General features: G+C 64.8%; 21 protein-coding genes. 19 read left to right on the top strand and 2 right to left on the bottom strand.

The features are described 5' to 3' along the window. Nucleotides 1-58: 58 nt before the first annotated feature. From rho to RhoFasB10_RS10005, 17 genes are all read left to right on the top strand, one after another. On the top strand, nucleotides 59-2,113 hold the full coding sequence (rho, locus tag RhoFasB10_RS10090; protein WP_167676261.1) for a transcription termination factor Rho: 2,055 nt from the start codon (nucleotides 59-61) through the stop codon (nucleotides 2,111-2,113). A gap of 203 nt (nucleotides 2,114-2,316) precedes the next feature. Continuing rightward, nucleotides 2,317-2,550 carry a 50S ribosomal protein L31 gene (gene rpmE, locus RhoFasB10_RS10085; protein WP_068429399.1) on the top strand — a complete coding sequence of 78 codons (234 nt, stop codon included), beginning with the start codon at nucleotides 2,317-2,319 and terminating at the stop codon, nucleotides 2,548-2,550. Between the two features lie 91 nt (nucleotides 2,551-2,641). Further along, nucleotides 2,642-3,721 (top strand): peptide chain release factor 1, encoded by a 1,080-nt coding sequence (gene prfA / locus RhoFasB10_RS10080; protein WP_068429396.1) that lies wholly within the window; start codon nucleotides 2,642-2,644, stop codon nucleotides 3,719-3,721. A gap of 22 nt (nucleotides 3,722-3,743) precedes the next feature. Next, entirely contained in the window at nucleotides 3,744-4,643 is a 900-nt protein-coding gene (prmC, locus tag RhoFasB10_RS10075) for a peptide chain release factor N(5)-glutamine methyltransferase (RefSeq protein WP_068429393.1), read from the top strand. A gap of 55 nt (nucleotides 4,644-4,698) precedes the next feature. Continuing rightward, nucleotides 4,699-5,367, top strand: a complete 669-nt coding sequence (locus RhoFasB10_RS10070; protein WP_167676259.1) for an L-threonylcarbamoyladenylate synthase — start codon at nucleotides 4,699-4,701, stop codon at nucleotides 5,365-5,367. Beyond that, entirely contained in the window at nucleotides 5,364-6,647 is a 1,284-nt protein-coding gene (gene glyA / locus RhoFasB10_RS10065) for a serine hydroxymethyltransferase (protein WP_068429387.1), read from the top strand. Before RhoFasB10_RS10070 ends, glyA begins: the two co-directional genes overlap by 4 nt. Then, on the top strand, nucleotides 6,644-7,852 hold the full coding sequence (locus tag RhoFasB10_RS10060; protein ID WP_167676257.1) for an MraY family glycosyltransferase: 1,209 nt from the start codon (nucleotides 6,644-6,646) through the stop codon (nucleotides 7,850-7,852). The genes glyA and RhoFasB10_RS10060 overlap by 4 nt, the downstream gene beginning before the upstream one ends. A gap of 31 nt (nucleotides 7,853-7,883) precedes the next feature. Next, entirely contained in the window at nucleotides 7,884-8,336 is a 453-nt protein-coding gene (locus RhoFasB10_RS10055) for a hypothetical protein (protein WP_068429381.1), read from the top strand. Between the two features lie 279 nt (nucleotides 8,337-8,615). Next, a complete protein-coding gene (gene atpB, locus RhoFasB10_RS10045) occupies nucleotides 8,616-9,437 on the top strand; it encodes a F0F1 ATP synthase subunit A (protein ID WP_174551474.1) in 822 nt (273 codons plus the stop codon). 73 nt (nucleotides 9,438-9,510) lie between these two features. Further along, nucleotides 9,511-9,762, top strand: a complete 252-nt coding sequence (locus tag RhoFasB10_RS10040) for an ATP synthase F0 subunit C (protein ID WP_019667280.1) — start codon at nucleotides 9,511-9,513, stop codon at nucleotides 9,760-9,762. Between the two features lie 6 nt (nucleotides 9,763-9,768). Next, nucleotides 9,769-10,332: a F0F1 ATP synthase subunit B gene (locus RhoFasB10_RS10035; protein WP_068429375.1), complete on the top strand. Its 564-nt coding sequence runs from the start codon at nucleotides 9,769-9,771 to the stop codon at nucleotides 10,330-10,332. Nucleotides 10,333-10,339: 7 nt separating this feature from the next. Beyond that, a complete protein-coding gene (locus tag RhoFasB10_RS10030) occupies nucleotides 10,340-11,167 on the top strand; it encodes a F0F1 ATP synthase subunit delta (RefSeq protein WP_068429447.1) in 828 nt (275 codons plus the stop codon). 91 nt (nucleotides 11,168-11,258) lie between these two features. Continuing rightward, the gene (gene atpA / locus RhoFasB10_RS10025; protein WP_068429372.1) at nucleotides 11,259-12,902 is read left to right on the top strand and encodes a F0F1 ATP synthase subunit alpha; all 1,644 of its coding nucleotides are present in this window, start codon (nucleotides 11,259-11,261) and stop codon (nucleotides 12,900-12,902) included. Nucleotides 12,903-12,957: 55 nt separating this feature from the next. Then, complete coding sequence (locus RhoFasB10_RS10020; protein ID WP_068429369.1) at nucleotides 12,958-13,932, top strand: F0F1 ATP synthase subunit gamma; 975 nt, start codon at nucleotides 12,958-12,960, stop codon at nucleotides 13,930-13,932. 3 nt (nucleotides 13,933-13,935) lie between these two features. After that, complete coding sequence (atpD, locus tag RhoFasB10_RS10015; protein WP_068429366.1) at nucleotides 13,936-15,384, top strand: F0F1 ATP synthase subunit beta; 1,449 nt, start codon at nucleotides 13,936-13,938, stop codon at nucleotides 15,382-15,384. Between the two features lie 30 nt (nucleotides 15,385-15,414). Further along, nucleotides 15,415-15,774 carry a F0F1 ATP synthase subunit epsilon gene (locus RhoFasB10_RS10010; protein WP_068429363.1) on the top strand — a complete coding sequence of 120 codons (360 nt, stop codon included), beginning with the start codon at nucleotides 15,415-15,417 and terminating at the stop codon, nucleotides 15,772-15,774. Nucleotides 15,775-15,806: 32 nt separating this feature from the next. Then, a complete protein-coding gene (locus tag RhoFasB10_RS10005) occupies nucleotides 15,807-16,244 on the top strand; it encodes a DUF2550 domain-containing protein (RefSeq protein WP_068429360.1) in 438 nt (145 codons plus the stop codon). 33 nt (nucleotides 16,245-16,277) lie between these two features. Here RhoFasB10_RS10005 and RhoFasB10_RS10000 read toward each other — a convergent pair whose 3' ends face one another. Then, nucleotides 16,278-16,859, bottom strand: coding sequence for a cob(I)yrinic acid a,c-diamide adenosyltransferase (locus tag RhoFasB10_RS10000; protein WP_068429357.1), 582 nt, complete (start codon nucleotides 16,857-16,859; stop codon nucleotides 16,278-16,280). A 55-nt stretch (nucleotides 16,860-16,914) separates the two neighbouring features. Between RhoFasB10_RS10000 and murA the strand changes: the two genes are divergently transcribed. Continuing rightward, a complete protein-coding gene (murA, locus tag RhoFasB10_RS09995; protein ID WP_068429353.1) occupies nucleotides 16,915-18,168 on the top strand; it encodes a UDP-N-acetylglucosamine 1-carboxyvinyltransferase in 1,254 nt (417 codons plus the stop codon). 54 nt (nucleotides 18,169-18,222) lie between these two features. On the opposite strand, the gene RhoFasB10_RS09990 is transcribed toward murA, so the two are convergent. Beyond that, nucleotides 18,223-19,629, bottom strand: a complete 1,407-nt coding sequence (locus tag RhoFasB10_RS09990) for a PLP-dependent aminotransferase family protein (protein ID WP_167676255.1) — start codon at nucleotides 19,627-19,629, stop codon at nucleotides 18,223-18,225. A 90-nt stretch (nucleotides 19,630-19,719) separates the two neighbouring features. Here RhoFasB10_RS09990 and RhoFasB10_RS09985 point away from each other — a divergent pair, with 90 nt between their 5' ends. Then, a complete protein-coding gene (locus RhoFasB10_RS09985) occupies nucleotides 19,720-20,409 on the top strand; it encodes a pyridoxamine 5'-phosphate oxidase family protein (protein WP_254303586.1) in 690 nt (229 codons plus the stop codon). The last annotated feature ends 405 nt before the right edge of the window (nucleotides 20,410-20,814 follow it).

The raw sequence follows: 20,814 nt of genomic DNA, 5'->3' as shown, positions 1-20,814 counted from the left end.
AGCTGCGGAACGAACCCTCGACTGCGCAGACTGCGAGCGAGGGAAGGAAAGGACCTCCGTGACCGATACGGAACTGATCTCTGCGCCCGAGAAAACGCGCCGCGGAGCTGGCCTGTCCGGAATGGTGCTCACCGAGCTGCGTAGTCTCGCGGGAGAACTCGGCATCAAGAGCATCTCGGGCATGCGCAAAGGCGACCTGATCGCCGCAATTTCTGCACGTCAGGCAGGCGGTGCCGCGCCTTCGAAGATCGAAGCGCAGCCGAAGGCCGAGGCGGCACCCAAGACATCGCGTCGCGCTGCGGCCGTAGCGGACAAGGCTCCCGTCGACGACGCTCCGGCGGCCGCGCCTGCGGCGACCGACGATGCGGCCGAGGCGCCGCGTCGCACGCGGGGACGTCGGGCTTCCGGTCGTCGTGCCGGTGCACCCGACCAGCTTCCGCTCGACGACACGGCTTCCTCCGAGTCGGCTTCCGAGTCCAGCGCTCCTGTTGCCGACAAGGAACAATCCGACAACGCAGCCTCCGAGCGTCCGCGTCGTGGCCGCGGAAACCGTGCCGACGGCGGCGCTCGCACCGAAGCTTCGGACAACGACACCGCGACGCGCGGCGACGGCAACCGTTCGGAAAACCGCGGCGACAACACGCGTTCCGAGGGCCGTGGGTCCGACAACGGCCGCGGCGACGGCAACCGGTCCGACGGTCGTGGCGACGGTCGTGGTGAGAACAACCGGAACCGTGGTCGTAACCAGGGTGACAACCGGGGCGAGAACCGAGGCGACAGCCGCAACGACAACCGTGAAGACCGCAACAACGGTCCGCGGTCCGATCGTGACAACCGCGACAACCAGGACGACGACGGAGAAGGTCGTGGTCGTCGGGGTCGCCGGTTCCGCGAGCGTCGTCGTGGACGCGACCGTGACGGCGGCGGCAGCGAGGGACGCGAGCGCGAGCCCGAGATTCGCGAGGACGACGTTCTCCAGCCCGTAGCGGGCATCCTCGACGTTCTCGACAACTACGCGTTCGTGCGTACGTCCGGGTACCTGGCGGGTCCGAACGACGTCTACGTCTCGATGAACCTGGTGCGCAAGAACGGACTTCGTCGCGGCGACGCGATCACCGGTGCCGTTCGAGTCGCGCGTGAAGGCGAACAGTCGAACCAGCGCCAGAAGTTCAACCCGCTCGTTCGTCTCGACACCGTCAACGGCGGCGACGTCGAATCGGCGCGCAAGCGTCCCGAGTTCGGCAAGCTGACGCCGCTCTACCCGAACCAGCGTCTGCGTCTCGAGACCACGCCGAACATCCTGACCACGCGCATCATCGACCTGGTCATGCCGATCGGTAAGGGCCAGCGTGCGCTGATCGTGAGCCCGCCGAAGGCCGGTAAGACCAGCGTTCTGCAGGCCATCGCCAACGCCATCTCGGTCAACAATCCCGAGTGCTACCTGATGGTCGTCCTCGTCGACGAGCGTCCCGAGGAAGTCACCGACATGCAGCGTTCGGTGAACGGCGAGGTCATCGCCTCGACGTTCGACCGTCCGCCGGGCGACCACACGTCGGTGGCCGAGCTCGCCATCGAGCGTGCGAAGCGTCTCGTCGAGGCCGGCCAGGACGTCGTCGTGCTGCTCGACTCGATCACGCGACTCGGCCGTGCGTACAACAACAGCTCGCCTGCATCGGGACGCATCCTGTCCGGTGGTGTCGACTCGACCGCGCTGTACCCGCCCAAGCGTTTCCTGGGTGCTGCGCGCAACATCGAGAACGGCGGATCGCTCACCATCATCGCCACCGCGATGGTCGAGACCGGTTCCACCGGTGACACGGTCATCTTCGAGGAGTTCAAGGGCACCGGTAACGCCGAGCTCAAGCTCGATCGCAAGATCGCCGAGCGACGCGTCTTCCCGGCCGTCGACGTCAACCCGTCCGGTACGCGTAAGGACGAGCTGCTGCTCAGCTCGGACGAGGCAGCGGTGCTGCACAAGCTCCGCCGCGTGCTGTCGGGCCTCGACTCGCACCAGGCCATCGATCTGCTGATCGACCGGCTCAAGAAGAGCAAGAACAACCTCGAGTTCCTGATCCAGGTGTCGAAGACCGCGCCCGGCGCGCTCGACGACTAGGCACCCGTGCGTGCGAATGTACAGCCCGCTGTACATTCGCACGCACGACTGGGAACAAGAGTCGAAGTGCCCGTGTTGAAGCACCTGTCAGTGAGCGATTAGCAGGTCAACCGCTCTCTCTGGCATACTGAACGGCCGAGTCCGGTTCCGGTTCACGTCCTCGAACGGCGAGGTCGACCCGGCGACCATTGGAAAGGGACACCATGAAGGCAGGAATCCACCCCGACTACACCACCACCACCGTGGTCTGTGGTTGCGGAAATACTTTCGAGACGCGTAGCACCACCGACAAAGAGCGCATCAACGTCGAGGTCTGCTCGCAGTGCCACCCGTTCTACACGGGCAAGCAGAAGATTCTCGACACCGGTGGTCGCGTTGCACGCTTCGAGGCTCGCTACGGAAAGCGCGCCGGCAAGAAGGCTGCAGCCGACAGCTAGCTGTTTCGCCGACGCCCGCCCTGTGCAGTTTGCAGGGCGGGCGTCGGCTTTTTTCATACCTATCGAGGATTCACGAGAGCGGAGCACACCCATGGCGAGGATGACGAAGCCTTCGGCCATCGACGACATTCTGGCCGAACACTCGGGCCTCGAGCAGCAGCTGGCGGACCCGGCGCTGCACAACGACCCCAGTGCTGCACGTCGTGCGGGTAAACGCTTCGCAGAGTTGGCGCCGATCATGTCCGTGCACGGCAAACTCGTCTCGGCACAGGACGATCTGGCCGCCGCCCGCGAACTGGCCGCCGACGACGCGTCGTTCGCCGCCGAGATTCCCGACCTCGAACAGTCGGTGGAGACGCTGGAGCAGACGCTCGCCGATCTGCTGGCTCCCCGCGATCCGCACGACGGCGACGACATCGTCCTCGAGGTGAAGTCCGGTGAGGGTGGCGAGGAATCGGCTTTGTTCGCCTCCGATCTGGCTCGCATGTACGTCCGGTACGCGGAACGACGCGGCTGGCGCGTCGAGATCCTCGACGCCAACGTTTCCGACCTCGGTGGATACAAGGATGCGACGCTGTCGATCAAGACCAAGGGCGATTCGCTCGACGGCGTCTGGGCGCGGCTGAAGTTCGAAGGCGGCGTGCACCGCGTACAGCGTGTGCCGGTCACCGAGTCGCAGGGACGCGTGCACACCTCCGCGGCAGGCGTTCTCGTCTATCCCGAGCCCGAAGAGGTCGAGGAAGTCCAGATCGACGAGACCGATCTGCGTATCGACGTATACCGCTCGTCCGGCAAGGGTGGCCAGGGCGTCAACACGACGGACTCCGCGGTTCGCATCACGCACCTGCCCACCGGAATCGTCGTCACCTGCCAGAACGAACGATCTCAGCTCCAGAACAAGGCACGTGCCATGCAGGTGCTCGCCGCGCGCCTGCAGGCCGCGGCCGAGGAAGCTGCCGACGAGGAAGCCGCAGCGGGGCGGGCCAGCCAGGTGCGGACCGTCGACCGCTCCGAGCGCATTCGCACGTACAACTTCCCCGAGAACCGAATCACCGATCACCGCATCGGATTCAAGGCACACAACCTCGACGCGGTCCTCGACGGCGAACTCGACGCGTTGCTCGACGCGCTCGGCAAGGCCGACCGCGAGGCTCGCATGCAGGCGGAATGACACTTCGTGGCACGCTGTACTCGTGACTCGTAAACCACTGCGCCTGGCCATTCTCGACGCCACCGGCAAGTTGGAGGCCGCAGGTGTCCCGAGCGCTCGCGTCGACGCCGAGTTGTTGGCGTCGCACATCGTCGGTGTCGAACGCGGCCGTCTCGGGCTCGTCCCCTTGGTCGAGCCCGAGATCATCGACGCGTACATGAAGACCGTCGAGCAACGCGCGAAGCGTATTCCACTTCAATACATCACCGGCACAACGGCTCTCGGCAACATCGACGTGGAAGTCGGTCCGGGAGTGTTCGTTCCACGCCCCGAGACCGAGCTGTTGCTCGGCTGGGCTCTGGCGTTTCTCGAACGCGTCGATACCAAGCCGCCCGTCGTCGTCGACTTGTGCACCGGCTCAGGCGCTTTGGCGCTCGCCGTGGCGAATGCCCGGCCGGACGCCGAAGTTCACGCCGTCGAAATCGATCCACCTGCTCTGGCGTGGGCGCGTCGCAACGCGGATCTGCGTGCGGAACAAGGGGATACGCCGATCACGCTGCATCACGGCGACGTCACCGACCGAACGCTGCTCACCGACCTCGACGGGCGCGTCGACCTCATCGTGTCCAATCCGCCGTACATTCCGCTCGGTGCGGAACTCGAACCGGAAGTCGTGGACCACGACCCGCATCGTGCACTGTTCGGTGGCGCGGACGGACTGTCGGTCATCGAGCCCATGATCGGGACGATCGCACGTCTGCTGCGCGTCGGGGGAGCGGCGGGCGTCGAACACGACGACTCCCACGGGCGCCAGGTGGCCGAGTTGTTCGAGCGCCGACGCATCTTCGCCGGGGTCGAGGAACACCCGGATCTCGCAGGACGGCCGCGGTTCGTCGTCGCGTCCAGAGCGGCCGTGTCGAAAACGGACGTGTCGGGCCACTGACGCACTCCCGCGAGCCATCTGCCGTCTCGCGGGAGGTGAGTGACAGGATAGGGGAGTGAGCACCGTCTACGACTGCCAGCAAGCCGATTCCCGGGCCGCCGGACTGACCGCTGCCCGAGGCGCCCTCAAGTCCGGTCGACTCGTCGTCATGCCGACGGACACTCTCTACGGCCTGGCTGCCGACGCCTTCGACAGCAGCGCGGTCACCGACCTTCTGCGCGCCAAAGGCCGCGGTCGCGACATGCCGGTACCGGTGCTCGTCGGATCCTGGAACACCATCGACGGACTCGTCCAGGGCGTCCGTCCGCGCACGCGCGATCTGATCAAGGCGTTCTGGCCGGGCGCGCTGAGCGTCGTCGTGCAGCAGGCACCGTCGCTGGCCTGGGATCTCGGCGACGCACAGGGCACCGTCATGTTGCGTATGCCGCTGCACCCGGTTGCGCTCGAGTTGCTGCGCGAGGTCGGGCCCTTGGCGGTCTCGAGCGCCAACATCTCCGGTCAACCGCCTGCGACGACGGTCGTGGAGGCTCGTGATCAGCTCGGGGGTTCCGCCGCGGTGTACCTCGACGGTGGACCGGCCGAGCACGCCGTCGCATCGACCATCGTCGACCTGACGTCGGAGAGCCCGCGCATCCTGCGCGAGGGCGCCATCTCGGCCGACGCCGTCGGTGAGGTTCTCGGCGTGACGGCGGACAGCCTGCGGCAGGGGAGTGCTGCCACGTGACGACGCCCGACTTCTTCGGCCCCGACTTCACCGAGTTGGAGGCTGCCGATCCAGAGATCGCCGACGTCCTGCTCGGTGAACTCGGCCGTGTGCGTTCCGGCCTGCAGTTGATCGCAAGCGAGAATTTCGCGAGCCCCGCGGTCCTCACGGCACTGGGGAGCGTGCTCGGCAACAAGTACGCCGAGGGCTATCCGGGCAACCGTTACTACGGTGGCTGCGAGGTCGTCGATCGCGCCGAGAACCTCGCGATCGAGCGGGCGAAGACGCTGTTCGGCGCCGATCACGTCAACGTGCAACCGCATTCGGGTGCCAACGCGAACCTCGCGGTCTACGCCGCGTTCGCGCAGCCCGGTGATGCGATTCTCGCGATGAGCCTGCCGCACGGCGGACACCTGACACACGGTTCGAAGGTCAGCTTCTCCGGCCGGTGGTTCACGCCGATCCCGTACCACGTGCGACGAGACACCGAACTGATCGATTACGACGAGGTCCGCGAGCTCGCCCTCGTCCACCGCCCCCGAATCATCGTCGCAGGGGCTACGGCCTACTCGCGCCTGATCGACTTCGCCGCCTTCCGTTCGATCGCCGACGAAGTCGGTGCAATCCTGTGGGTCGACGCGGCTCACTTCATCGGTCTCGTTGCCGGACAAGCGATCCCATCGCCCGTACCGTATGCGGACGTGGTCTCGGCGACCACGCACAAGGTGCTGCGCGGACCCCGAGGCGGGATGCTGATGTGCCGTGCGGAACACGCGCGCGCCATCGACAAGGCGGTCTTTCCGTTCAGCCAAGGCGGTCCGGCGATGCACACCGTCGCGGCGAAGGCCGTCGCGTTCGCCGAGGCATCGACCGTCGCGTTCAAGCGTTACGCGGCCGACGTCGTGTCCAACTCGGCAGCCCTTGCGTCCGGTCTGGTCGAGAACGGCATGCGTGCCGTCTCCGGCGGAACCGACACGCACCTCGCGCTGCTCGACCTACAGAACCTCGGAGTCGACGGCCGAACGGCCGAGGCGCGATGCGAGGCGGCAGGCATCACGCTGAACAAGAATGCGATCCCGTTCGACCCGGCTCCGCCCGCGGTCGCGTCGGGAATTCGTGTCGGCTCGGCAGCAGTGACGACGCAGGGGTTCGACGCGTCGGACATGCAGGCGGTGTCGTCGCTCGTCGCGCGCGCTGTTCGCGCAGAGATGGGTACCGAGGCCGGTGACCGCGAGATCGCGTCGATCCGGGACGACGTCACGAGCCTCGTGACCCGCAAGCCTGCGTACCCTCGCGCATGACGGTCGACGTAGTGGCACAGCCGGGGCAGGGAGCAGGCGTCCCGATCAGGGAGTTGCTGCTGGTCTTCCTGACCGCGGCCGTCGTGACGTTCCTCGCCACCGGCGGAGTTCGCGTCCTCGCGATCAAGTTCGGAGCGGTCGCAGCGCCTCGCGAACGCGACGTGCACGTCACCCCGACGCCGCGGCTCGGCGGCACCGGCATGTACCTCGGCATGCTGGTCGCGCTGCTGTTCGCGTCGCAACTTCCGGCGTTGGCGCGAGGATTCGACTCGGAGTACACCCAGGACATTCCCGCTGCGCTGCTCGCCGGGTGCGTCATCGTCGTCGTCGGCATCATCGACGATCGATGGGGTCTCGACGCTCTGACCAAGTTCGTCGGCCAGGTGACCGCCGCCGGTGTGCTCGTCGTGATGGGCGTGAGCTGGTACATCATCTACGTTCCGTGGTCCGACGTGCAGACGGTCGTGCTCGATCAGCTCCAGGCCGGACTGGTCACGGTGCTGGTGACGGTCGTGATGGTCAACGCGATGAACTTCGTCGACGGGCTGGACGGGCTCGCTGCCGGACTCGGGTTGATCGCGTCCATCGCCATCTGTGTCTTCTCGGTGGGCCTGCTGCACGAGCAGGGCGGCGACGTCGGCATCTATCCGCCGACCGTCATCGCAGCAGCGTTGGCGGGCGCGTGCCTGGGATTTCTCCCGCACAACTTCCAGCCCGCCCGCATCTTCATGGGCGACTCCGGGTCCATGCTCATCGGCCTGATGCTCGCGACGGTGTCGACGAGCGCGTCCGGCCGGATCCCGCTCGTCGCGTACGGCCCACGTGACCTGCTCGGTCTGTTGTCGCCGATTCTGCTCGTCGGTGCGGTCATGTTCATTCCGATCCTCGACCTGCTGCTCGCCGTGGTTCGGCGCACCCGCGCCGGTCGCAGCCCGTTCAGCCCGGACAAGATGCACCTGCATCACAGGTTGCTGCAGATCGGTCACTCGCACCGACGCGTCGTGCTCGTGATCTACCTGTGGGTGGGCGTACTGGCGTTCGGAGCTGTCGGGTCGTCGCTCATCGACCGTCGCGTCGTCGTGCTCCTGGTGGCGGCCGGCCTCGTGTTCGCGCTGGTGGTGACGGCCGTCCCCTCGGTCCGATTGGATCTCGCCCGACAGCGACGGCGCTCGCGCGCCGCTGGTCGAAGAGGGCGTCGGGCGTGACGTCGCGCGCCACTGGGTAGTCTGTGCGCCTGTGAGCTTCTCTCCAACGCCCGTGCCCGATCAGTCCGACACGATGCGCGCCGCGGTTCGCTACGGGGTGATCGGTCTCGTGGTGCTCGCCGTCGTCGGCGCAGTCGTCGCAACGCTGGTCGCGGGGCTCCCCGGGTTGTGGGGAGCGCTCATCGGAGCCGCTCTCGGCGGCGGTTTCATCCTGACGACAGCGTTGTCCATCGCGTTGACGTCGAAGTTCCCACCGACCATGGCGGGCGCGGTTCTGCTCGGCGGGTGGATCGTCAAGATGCTGCTGGCCGTGGTGGTTCTCGCTGTCCTGAAGGACATGGATTTCTACAGCAAGGGCGCACTCGCAGGCGTCGTCATCGCGGCACTGGTTCTGGTGCTGGGTGCCGAGGTGTACGGCGTCGTGCGCACCAAGGCCCCCTATGTGGACGAACCGCCTGCGACACCGGGGTCCGACGAGAAGTAGTACGACGATGTGTCGTAATCGGTCAAGAATCGGCCCCACCTACACATCGTCGTAGTTGTGTTGATAAAGTTCCGACCAAGTAAGTGGTGGACTGCCGCGAATGGGACATTTCGCGTGCACGAAGGCGCTTGCAGGTAACGAGAAGTTACCGAGTCGACGTGAGTCGCCGACACCCGACAGACGCTGGCCGACCTGAAAATCTGCCTCAGCTGCTGACGACCTCGAGCCGATATCGTCGACTTGATAGATCGTCAATGTCCGATCGAACCGCAGTCGTAGATGTCTGCGGCCCGAACACGGGAGAGACCGCTGAGCGTCACCAACTTGGCTGCGGAGTTCCACCCGCCGTCACTAACCGACTTCTTTCCTCCCGCTGTGTTGTTCGAAGGCACCCCCTTCGAACTCGACCGGCTGATGCTGATTCGCATTCTCATGACCCTCGTGCTGGTCGTGTTGTTCGCGTTCGCGATGCGAAGCCCGAAGGTCGTTCCGCGGGGTCTGCAGAACGGTGTCGAGTACATGCTCGACTTCGTCAAGGTTCAGATCGCCGACGAGATCCTCGGCAAGGAGCAGGGAAAGCGCTTCCTGCCGATCATCATGACGATCTTCTTCGCCGTGTTGTTCATGAACCTTTCCGGAATCATTCCGTTCCTGAACATCTCGCCCAACGCGCGAATCGGTATGCCGATCGTCCTCGCAGCGATCGCCTACGTCACGTTCAACTACGTGGGCATCAAGAAGTACGGCTTCTTCAAGTACGTGAAGAGCAGCATCGTGGTTCCGAACGTTCCGCCTGCCCTGCACATAATTCTGATCCCGATCGAGTTCATCTCGACCTTCATCCTGCGGCCGTTCACGCTGACCGTTCGTCTCATGGCCAACATGCTGGCCGGCCACCTCATGCTCGTGCTGTTCTTCAGCGCGACCCAGTTCTTCTTCTTCCAGGCCGCGGCGGGAATGAAGATTTTCGGCGTGTTCTCGCTTGCAGCGGGCTTCGGCTTCACGCTGTTCGAGATGCTCGTCATCGGTCTGCAGGCGTACGTGTTCGCCCTGCTGACCGCGGTGTACATCGATCTCGCGCTGCACGCCGACTCTCACTAGACCGCTCGACCGACAGATCTACCTGACCCACGCACCGACCGGTGATGGGCAACAGAAAGGGAACGGAAATCAAATGAGCCTCGCGTACCTGGCACAGGAAGTCACCGAGACCACCGTTACGGGTGGCGGCTACGGCGCCATCGGTTACGGCCTCGCAGCCATCGGACCTGGCATCGGTGTAGGCATCGTGGTCGGCAAGGCCATCGAGGGCATCGCGCGTCAGCCCGAGCTCCAGGGCACCATCCGTACCAACATGTTCCTCGGTATCGCGTTCACCGAAGCTCTCGCGCTGATCGGTATCGTCGCCGGCTTCCTGTTCGGTTAATTCGACATGGCAACCAACATCGCGATCTTGGCCGCGGAGGAAGGCGAGGACATCAATCCTCTCCTCCCCGCGACATACGACATCGTTTGGTCTTTGGTCTGCATCGCTGTCATCGGCTTCGTCTTCTGGAAGTACATCCTCCCGAAGTTCTCGGCCGTCCTGGCGCAACGTAGCGATCTGATCGAAGGCGGCATCAAGAAGGCCGAAGAGGCGCAGGCAGAGGCCAAGGCTGCTCTCGAGCAGTACCAGAAGCAGCTCGCCGACGCTCGGTCCGAGGCAGCGGCGATCCGTGAGGACGCACGCAGCCAGGGACAGGCCATTCTCGCCGAAATGAAGACGAAGGCGCAGGAAGAGAGCGACCGGATCGTGGCCGCAGGCCACAGCCAGCTCGTCGCGCAGCGTCAGCAGATCGTCACGGAACTCCGTGCCGATCTCGGACGCACGGCAGTGGAACTCGCCGAGAAGGTCATCGGAGAGCAGTTGTCCGACGAGGCGAAGCGCGCAGGCTCGATCGATCGTTTCCTGAGCGAACTCGACTCCGTCACGGCTGACTCTGCAGCCGGAAAGTGAGATGACCATGTACGCAACTTCTCGTGAGGCTCTTGCCCGCACGCGTTCGGTTGCGAACGATGCGCTGGGGTCTGCGTCGGCAGGTGCGGAAACTGCTGCTGCCGCGCAGACCGGTGCAGAGCTCTTCGCTGTCGTCGAGTCCCTCGACGGTCAGCGCACGTTGCGTACCGCGCTGGCCGACGCGTCGGTTTCGGCGACTCGTCGCAGCGCTCTCGTGGAGGAGCTGTTCGCCGGACAGGTCTCCGAGATCACCGCTCGCATTCTGAAGAGCGCTGTCTCGGAGAGCTGGTCCAAGGCATCGGACCTGCTGAACTCATTGGTCGAGCTGGGACGTGAAGCGCTGCTTCGCGCCGCGGCAGATCAGAACCAGCTCGATACGGTCGAGGACGAACTGTTCCGCCTCGGCCGCATCGTCGCAGCCAACCCGTCGCTCGAGCAGGCTCTGTCGGATCTCGGCAAGCCGGTCCAGGCGAAGCGTGAGCTGCTCGGACGCCTTCTCTACGGCAAGGTGACCGCGGTCACCGAGGCCCTGGCGATCCAGGCAGTCAGTCGTCTGCGCACGACGGCTCCGGCCGACGCGCTCGACGCGCTGGCTGGGCAGGCGGCGAAGGTCCGTGACCGAGCTGTCGCTCATGTGCGGAGTGCGGCGCCGCTCAGCGACAGTCAGCTCGAAAAGCTGACTGCGACACTGACACGTACGTACGGCAAGCCCGTCACCGTGCACGTCGAGGTCGATACCGAACTGCTCAGCGGACTCGTGGTCCGGATAGGCGACGAGGTCATCGACGGTAGTGGGGCAGGACGCCTCGCTGCATTGCGAAAGACACTCAAGTAGTCCGAGTACGGACACCACAGTCCGAGGAAAAGCGTTTCGACGTTTCGAAGCGTTTGATACCGCGAACATCGAAGGAAGAGCAGGAAACAATATGGCGGAGCTGACGATCTCCTCCGACGAGATCCGTAGCGCGATCGAGAACTTCACCGCGAGCTACTCACCGGAGTCTTCCCGCGAGGAGGTCGGCACGGTTACCGACACGAGCGACGGAATCGCGCACGTGTCCGGGCTGCCGTCGGCGATGTCCAACGAGCTGCTGGAATTCCCCGGCGGCGTGCTCGGTGTGGCGCTGAACCTGGATGCCACCGAGATCGGTGCGGTCATCCTCGGTGACTACGAGCACATCGAAGAAGGCCAGGAAGTCAAGCGCACGGGTGACGTTCTGTCCGTGCCGGTCGGCGACGGCTACCTCGGCCGCGTCGTCAACCCCTTGGGCCAGCCCATCGACGGCCTCGGCGACATCGAGTCGACCGAGAACCGCGCACTCGAACTGCAGGCAGCGACCGTGCTCGAGCGTCAGCCGGTCGAAGAGCCGCTGCAGACCGGTATCAAGGCCATCGACGCCATGACCCCGATCGGCCGCGGACAGCGCCAGCTCGTCATCGGCGACCGCAAGACGGGCAAGACCGCCGTCTGCATCGACGCCATCCTGAACCAGAAGGCCAACTGGGAGTCCGGCGACGAGAAGAAGCAGGTTCGCTGCATCTACGTCGCCATCGGCCAGAAGGGCTCCACGATCGCAGGCGTCAAGGCCGCGCTCGAAGAGCAGGGCGCACTGGAGTACACGACCATCGTCGCGGCTCCCGCCTCCGACTCCGCCGGCTTCAAGTGGCTCGCTCCGTACACCGGCTCGGCCATCGGCCAGCACTGGATGTACCAGGGCAAGCACGTCCTCATCGTGTTCGACGACCTGACGAAGCAGGCCGAGGCATACCGTGCCATCTCGCTGCTGCTGCGTCGCCCGCCGGGCCGCGAGGCTTACCCCGGTGACGTCTTCTACTTGCACTCCCGTCTGCTGGAGCGCTCGGCGAAGCTGTCCGACGAGCTCGGCGGTGGATCGCTGACGGCTCTGCCGATCATCGAGACCAAGGCCAACGACGTCTCGGCCTACATCCCGACCAACGTCATCTCCATCACCGACGGCCAGGTCTTCCTGGAGTCGGACCTGTTCAACAAAGGTGTTCGCCCCGCCATCAACGTCGGTATCTCCGTGTCCCGAGTCGGTGGCGCAGCGCAGACCAAGGGCATGAAGAAGGTCTCCGGTTCGCTGCGTCTCGAGCTCGCTCAGTTCCGTGAGCTCGAAGCCTTCTCGGCTTTCGCTTCCGACCTCGACGCGGCCTCCAAGGCACAGCTCGAGCGTGGCGCTCGCCTCGTGGAGCTGCTGAAGCAGGACCAGTACGCACCGGTTGCCGTCGAAGATCAGATCGTCTCGATCTGGCTCGCCGGCCAGGGCACGTACGACTCGGTTCCCGTCGGCGACGTTCGTCGCTTCGAGAGCGAGCTGCTCGAAGATCTGCACCGCAACGCCACCGGCGTCTACGACAGCATTGCCGGCGGCAAGGCTCTCGACGAGGACGCGCAGAAGGCACTGGTCGAGGCCACCGAGAAGTTCAAGGCAGGATTCCTGGACTCCGAGGGCAACCGCGTCGTCAACGAGGCAGAGGCGGACACGCTGAACCCGGACGAGGTCAACCAGGAGCAGGTCAACGTCACTCGCAAGACTGTCAGCAAGTAGGTCTGCGAGAGATGCCCAGTGTCGTTACGAGTAGAGAAGGGAGCGTGAACAGCTGATGGCAAGCATTCTCGAGCTGCGTTCCCGGATCAAGTCGGTCAACTCGACCAAGAAGATCACCAAGGCGCAGGAGTTGATCGCGACATCGCGAATCACCAAGGCGCAGGCGCGTGTTGCTGCATCGAAGCCGTACGCGGAAGAGATCACCAACGTGCTCTCCGCGTTGGCCAGTGCGTCCGGTTCGCTGGACCACCCGCTGCTGAACGAGCGGCCCGAACCCAAGCGTGCTGCAGTCCTGGTCGTCACCAGTGACCGCGGTATGTGCGGTGGTTACAACTCCAACGTGCTCAAGGAAGCGGAGGAGCTGTTCCAGCTCCTGCGTTCCGAGGGCAAGGATCCGGTCATCTACGTGCTCGGTGCGAAGGGACTCACGTACTACACCTTCCGCGAGCGCGACGTGAAGGGCGCTTGGACGGGCTTCTCCCAGGAGCCCGGCTACGCCGACGCAGCGAAGGCCAGCAAGCACCTGGTCGAGCTCTTCATGGCGGGATCCGGTTCGGATGTCGATGCACCCAACGGTGAAGGCACCGTCGAGGGCGTCGACGAACTGCACATCGTCTACACGCGATTCGTGTCGATGCTGACGCAGAAGCCCGAAGTTCGTCGCATGGCTCCGCTGGAGATCTCCTACACGGACGAAGAGATCGAACTGGGTGCCGACGCACTCACCGACTCACCGTCCGCTTCGGAAGTCCAGGCGCAGTACGACTTCGAACCCGAGGCCGGAACCCTCCTGTCGGCTCTGCTGCCGAAGTACATCAGCACGAGGATCTACTCCTCGCTGCTCGATGCGGCTGCATCCGAGTCGGCCGCGCGTCGTACCGCCATGAAGGCCGCGACGGACAACGCGAACGAATTGGTCGAGAACCTGAGCCGTCAGGCGAACCAGGCTCGGCAAGCCCAGATCACCCAGGAAATCAGCGAAATCGTTGGTGGCGCGAACGCGTTGGCTGACAGCGCAGGAAGTGACTAAGCAATGACCGCAGCAGTAACCCAAGAGAACGCGAGCGGAGCGGACACTCAGTCCGGCCGTGTCGTTCGGGTCATCGGCCCCGTTGTGGACGTCGAGTTCCCGCGCGGCGCCATCCCCGCCCTGTTCAACGCACTGCACGCAGAGATCACGCTGCCGACGGTGGCGAAGACCCTGACGCTCGAGGTTGCGCAGCACCTCGGCGACAACCTGGTCCGCACCATCTCGATGCAGCCGACCGACGGTCTGGTTCGTGGCACCTCGGTGGCCGACTCGGGCAAGCCGATCTCGGTTCCCGTCGGCGACGTCGTCAAGGGCCACGTGTTCAACGCCCTCGGTGACTGCCTCGACACCCCCGGACTGGGTCGCGACGGCGAGCAGTGGGGCATCCACCGCAAGCCACCAGCCTTCGATCAGCTCGAAGGCAAGACCGAGATCCTCGAGACGGGCATCAAGGTCATCGACCTTCTGACCCCGTACGTGAAGGGTGGAAAGATCGGTCTGTTCGGTGGTGCCGGCGTCGGCAAGACCGTTCTGATCCAGGAAATGATCACGCGTATCGCTCGCGAGTTCTCGGGCACCTCGGTGTTCGCAGGCGTCGGTGAGCGCACTCGTGAGGGCACCGACCTTCACCTGGAAATGGAAGAGATGGGCGTCCTTCAGGACACCGCCCTCGTCTTCGGCCAGATGGACGAGCCGCCGGGCACGCGTATGCGCGTCGCCCTGTCCGCACTGACGATGGCGGAGTACTTCCGCGATGTTCAGGGCCAGGACGTTCTGCTCTTCATCGACAACATCTTCCGCTTCACGCAGGCAGGTTCCGAGGTGTCGACCCTTCTGGGACGTATGCCTTCTGCCGTGGGTTACCAGCCGACGCTGGCGGACGAGATGGGTGAGCTCCAGGAGCGCATCACCTCGACCCGTGGACGTTCGATCACCTCGCTGCAGGCGATCTACGTCCCCGCCGACGACTACACCGACCCGGCGCCTGCGACGACGTTCGCCCACCTCGACGCCACGACCGAGCTCTCGCGTCCGATCTCGCAGATGGGTATCTACCCCGCTGTGGACCCGCTGAGCTCGACGTCGCGAATCCTCGAGCCCGGCATCGTCGGTGCAGAGCACTTCCGCGTTGCCAACGAGGTCAAGCGAATCCTGCAGAAGTACAAGGAACTGCAGGACATCATCGCCATCCTCGGTATGGACGAGCTTCAGGAAGAGGACAAGGTTCTGGTCGGCCGCGCACGCCGTCTCCAGAAGTTCCTCGGCCAGAACTTCATCGTCGCCGAGAAGTTCACCGGTGAGGCCGGCTCGGTCGTCTCGCTGGCGGACACCATCGAGGCGTTCGACAAGGTCACCAAGGGCGAGTACGACCACCTTCCCGAGCAGGCCTTCAACAGCTGTGGTGGTCTCGACGACGTCGAGGCTGCAGCGAAGAAGATGGCCGGAAAGTAGCCCGACGTGACATCTGCGGAAACGAACGGCATGGAGGTCGCTCTCGTCGCGGTCGAGCAGAAGCTGTGGTCCGGCAACGCGACCCTGGTGAGCGCTCAGACGACCGAGGGCGAGATCGGCATCATGGCCGGCCATGAGCCCGTACTGGGCCAGCTCGTCGAGGCAGGGACGGTGTCCATCACGACGACCGACGGGGAGAAGATCGTGGCTGCAGTTCACGGTGGATTCCTGTCGGTCACGGGCAAGACCGTCACCGTTCTGGCGGAGTCCGCGGACTTCGCGCAGGACATCGACGTCGAAGCAGCTCGTGCAGTATTGGACGCAGGCGGTGACGACAAGGAAGCTCTCGCAATCGCGAAGGGCCGAATTCGCGCTGCCGAGCGCGCCTAGGTATTCGACAGCAAGCCGCGACGAGGTCTGTGATGCACATCGGAGTGATCGTTCTGATCCTTCTGGTAGTGCTGCTCGCAGGCCTCGTCGCGGCTTTTCTGTACCGTCTGAACGTGCTGCGGCGCGGTGGTACCGCGGCCATCATGCGCGTGACGCCGGTCGTGGGTGGCAGTGGCTGGCGTCACGGCGTCATCCGCTACGGCGACAACACGATGGTCTTCTTCAAACTGTCGAGCCTGAAGCTCGGGCCCAACCATCGGATGGCACGTCAGGGCATCGAAGTGGGTGCCAGGCGCACGCCCCGCGACAACGAGTTCGACATCATGTCCGACGAGATCGCAATCCTCGAACTCTCGGATCGAGGCAGGACCTACGAGATCGCTCTCGACCGCGGTGCGTTGACCGCGTTCATGTCGTGGCTCGAATCCCGGCCGTCGGACCGCTCGAAGCGCGGCCGGCCGGCTGCGTAGGTCGCTCCTGCAGGTTCCGCTCCTGCCCCGTAATTATTCGGTAGAGCGCGACGCTCCCGGAACCCATTGGACGTCTCCGTCCGGATTCGCATACCTGCTCAGGATGAACAGCAGGTCCGACAATCTGTTCAGATACTTCGCCGGCAGTGCGTTCGTCGTGTCGGGGCTCGCGTCGACCGCGGCCCACGCAGCGCGTTCTGCGCGACGGCACACCGTGCGTGCGGCGTGCAGGAGAGCTCCCGACGGAGTGCCACCGGGGAGGATGAACGACGTCAGCGGCTCGAGATTCTCGTTGAACTCGTCGCACCATGCTTCGAGGCGATCGATGTAGCTCTGGTCGATACGCAGCGGTGGATATTTCGGGTCTTCGACGACCGGAGTGGACAGGTCCGCACCCGCGTCGAACAGATCGCTTTGGATAGTGCGAATCACGTCGACGACCTGCTGCGGCGGATTACCAAGAGCTAGAACAACTCCCAAGCTTGCGTTGGTCTCGTCGCAGTCGGCGTAGGCGACGAGACGTGGGTCGTTCTTGGTGACGCGCGAGAAGTCGCTGAGTCCTGTGGTGCCGTCGTCGCCGGTACGCGTGTAGATGCGGGTGAGGTGCACAGCCATGAAGTCACGGTACCGCTCGGATGCCGTCGCGCTTCCCTGGCTACGCTGTCGAATTGTGAGTGAACGCTTTTTGGTATCCGGAGGAAACCGACTCGTCGGCGAGGTGTCGGTCGGGGGCGCCAAGAACAGCGTTCTGAAACTGATGGCGGCTGCGCTGTTGGCGGAGGGCACGAGCATCATCACCAACTGCCCGGACATTCTCGACGTGCCGTTGATGGCCGAGGTGCTGCGCGGCCTCGGCTGCGATGTCGAGCTCGAAGGTGACGTCGTCCGCATCACGACGCCTGCCGAACCGAAACATCACGCGGATTTCCCGGCTGTGACGCAGTTCAGGGCGTCGGTGTGCGTGCTCGGCCCGCTCGTCGCGCGGTGCAGGCGCGCAGTGGTTGCGCTTCCGGGTGGTGACGCCATCGGCTCGCGGCCTCTGGACATGCACCAGTCCGGCCTGCGGTTGCTCGGCGCCCACAGCGAAATTCAGCACGGCTGCGTCGTCGCGGAGGCCGACGAGCTGCGGGGCGCCAACATTCGCTTGGCTTTCCCGTCCGTCGGCGCGACCGAGAACATCCTGATGGCGGCTGTGCTCGCCAAGGGGGAAACGGTCATCGACAATGCCGCGCGCGAGCCGGACATCGTCGACGTCTGCAACATGCTCAACGAGATGGGAGCCAACGTCACCGGAGCGGGCACGTCGACACTGACCATCAAGGGTGTCGAATCGTTGAAGCCGACCACCCACCGTGTCATCGGAGACCGCATCGTCGCGGCGACGTGGGGTATCGCGGCGTCCATGACGCGTGGCGACGTCCGTGTGCGCGGCGTGAACCCGAAACATCTGTCTCTGGTACTCGACAAGCTGCGCGCGGCCGGGTCCGAGGTGACCTCCGAGCCCGACGGTTTCCGCGTCGTCCAGCACGAGCGTCCGACTGCCGTGAATTTCGCGACGCTGCCGTTCCCCGGATTCCCGACGGATCTACAGCCGATGGCCATCGGTCTTGCGGCCGTCGCGAACGGTACGTCGATGATCACCGAGAACGTATTCGAAGCGCGCTTCCGGTTCGTCGAGGAAATGATTCGACTCGGCGCCGACGCGAGAACCGACGGTCACCATGCGGTCGTGCGGGGGGTGCCGCAGTTGTCGAGCGCGCCGGTGTGGTCGTCGGATATTCGAGCAGGCGCGGGCCTCGTCCTCGCGGGTCTGTGCGCCGACGGCGTCACCGAGGTGCACGACGTCTATCACATCGACCGCGGCTACCCGCGGTTCGTGGAGAACCTGACCGCCTTGGGCGGCAACATAGAACGCGTCAGCTGACGCGTTCTATGGGCTCCTCCCTCTGAAACTGGCTGCGACAACGGGTATTTCGAGTCAGCGGTTCACTGAGTCGAGGGCATTCGTGAGCACGTCGAGGCAATAGACGAGGTCCTCGTCGGACAGGGACCCGTAGCCGACGAGCAAACCGGTGATCGGGGACGGGCTTCTGGTCGACCTCGCGAGCGTGTCGACGTCGACGCCCTCCTCGGACGCCATACGGGCAACGTCGGTCGCGGTGTGTTCGGGTAACAGCAGCGTCGTGTGCATCCCGGCGCCGACGCCGCGCAGTTCGCCGTAGGGCGCGAGTGCCTCGGTGACGCGGCGGTCGCGCTCGCGGTAGCGGCGGCGCGCCGCGCGGACCGTCCGATCCCACTCGCCGTCGCGCAGCAGCGACGCCATCGCGTTCTGAACCGGCACGGAGGGGTAGTCACCGGTGTCGGCGCGCACCGACGCGATCGTCTGGACGATGTGCGGCGGTGCGACGAGCCACCCGAGTCTGATGCCGCCGCCGAACGTCTTCGCGACGGTCCCGAGATAAATCGTGCGATCCGGTGCGAACTCCGCAATCGTCGGCAAAGGTGCTACGTCGTAACGGAATTCGGAGTCGTAGTCGTCCTCGATGATCATGACGTCACGCGTTCGCGCGAAGTCGGCGAGGGCTCGTCGACGGCCCACCGGAAGCAGTCCTCCCGTGGGATGTTGGTGCGACGGCGTGACATACACGGCGCGTGTCTGCCCTGGCGCGGAATCGAGGTGGTCGGTCACCATTCCGTCGGCGTCGACGGGGACGTCGAACAGCGACCACCCGGCGCGACGAGCGGTCGTCGTTGCGACGCGATAACCCGGATTCTCATGAGCGAGCACGGGAGAGTCGTCGACTCCGGGGTCGGCAAGCGCGGCCAGTGCGAGGCCGAGACCGTGCATGCTGCCGGTGGTGACGACGACCGAGCTCGAGTCCGTGTGCAGGCCGCGCGCCCTGGCCAGCAGGTCGACGACGGCGTCGCGCAACCGCGGCTCACCGAGTGGGTCGGGATAGATCTGCGGGTGTGGAGCAGCGCCGGCGTCGCGCCATGCACGCTTCCACGCTGTAGGGAGTCGAGGCGGGATCCACGGGGTGCCCGTCCCGAGTCGTATCCGACGGCGGTGGGTGGTGGCGGTGGGCGGGGGAGAGGACGCTGTCCTCCCAACTCGGGTCCCGGTGGACGAGGAGATGCGGCGCACGTATGTACCGGACCCGCGACGCGCTTCGATCCACCCTTCGGCGATCAATTGTTCGTAGGCCTGCTCGACGACGCCTCGAGCCACGCCGATCTCGCCGGAAAGCGCTCTGCTGCTGGGCAATCGAGTGTTACCACGGATCTCGCCGTCGCTGATCGCGGACCGAATTCGATCGGCGATCTGGACCGGCAAGGTACGCGTACCTGACCGATCGAGCGTGATCGTGAGCGAAGACGGCAACATCGGATGCTCCCAACACCTGCACAGTGGCCTATGGAAAATCGCGTTCAGTGGATCATGACATCGGGCCACTTGTCGACAAGGATCGACGAGGTGAGCATCTACGAGACCCCGTTGTCGCCGACGCCCAGAACGACGATCAAGCGTGGCCGAGCCCGTGCCCGTAGCGATCGCGCGGACCTGATCGACGTGCTGGCGTCGTCGCGCATCTGTCACATGGGGGTAGTCGTCGACGGCTCCGTGCGCGTCCTACCCACTGCATACGGCGTCGATCTCGAAGGCCCGGACCGTGGTGGAAGCCTGTATCTCCACGGATCGGTCGCGGCCAGAAGCCTGGTCGACGCACCCGCTGGAGAAATTTGCGTGACGGTGACGGCGCTCGATGGGCTCGTACTGGCGAGGTCGGCGTTCCATCATTCGATGAATTACCGGAGTGCGGTGGTGGTCGGAACGCCGCGAGTCGTCACCGACCACGCCGAACGCGTGCGTGCATTGAACGCGATCGTCGATCAGGTCGTCGAGGGGAGAAGCGCCCATCTCCGTCCCCACACACGCAAAGAGCTGGCGGCGACGGCGGTATTGGCGCTTCCTCTGCACGAGGCGTCGGTCAAGTCGCGGGCCGGTGATCCGGTCGACGACGCCGCCGACATCGAGGTGGGGGGAGTGTGGGCCGGCGTCGTCCCGATGGTCGAAACGGCGGGCACACCGCGGACTGCTTCGGACGTCGAGCCGAATGTTGCTGTGCCGGAGCATGTTCGAGCGATATCAGTGCGCCGAAGGTAGAGGTATGTCCGGCGTCACAGTCGACGGTTTCCTTCAGTGAGGGCTGGAGAACGCCACTCGCGCATCCGCTACCTGCGTAAACGTGGGGAGTTGTCGACGCGACCTGGGGATTTGCGTGGTGCAGTCTGCTCGCGTAACTTTTGTCGAGTCAGAGCGACACGGACACCGACTCCGAGCCGAGAGGCCGGAGACAACGAGGTTGTACGGAGTGCCTGACATAGTGTGTCCCCCAAGAGTCGGAAGTTTGCTTCCGAGACCAAGCTGGGATAGGCTGGAACAGTTGCCCTTGATGCTGGCAGGCGTGAGTCTGTGGGTGGATGGTGTGCGCGTGTTCTTTGAGAACTCAACAGTGTGTCGATGAATGTCAGTGCCGAATGTTTTTGGCGCTCATGCCTTTTGGGGTGT

This window comes from Rhodococcus sp. B10 (assembly GCF_011770055.1).
GTDB classification, from domain to species: domain Bacteria; phylum Actinomycetota; class Actinomycetes; order Mycobacteriales; family Mycobacteriaceae; genus Rhodococcoides; species Rhodococcoides kyotonensis_B.
This window is presented reverse-complemented; position numbering and strand designations above follow the sequence as displayed.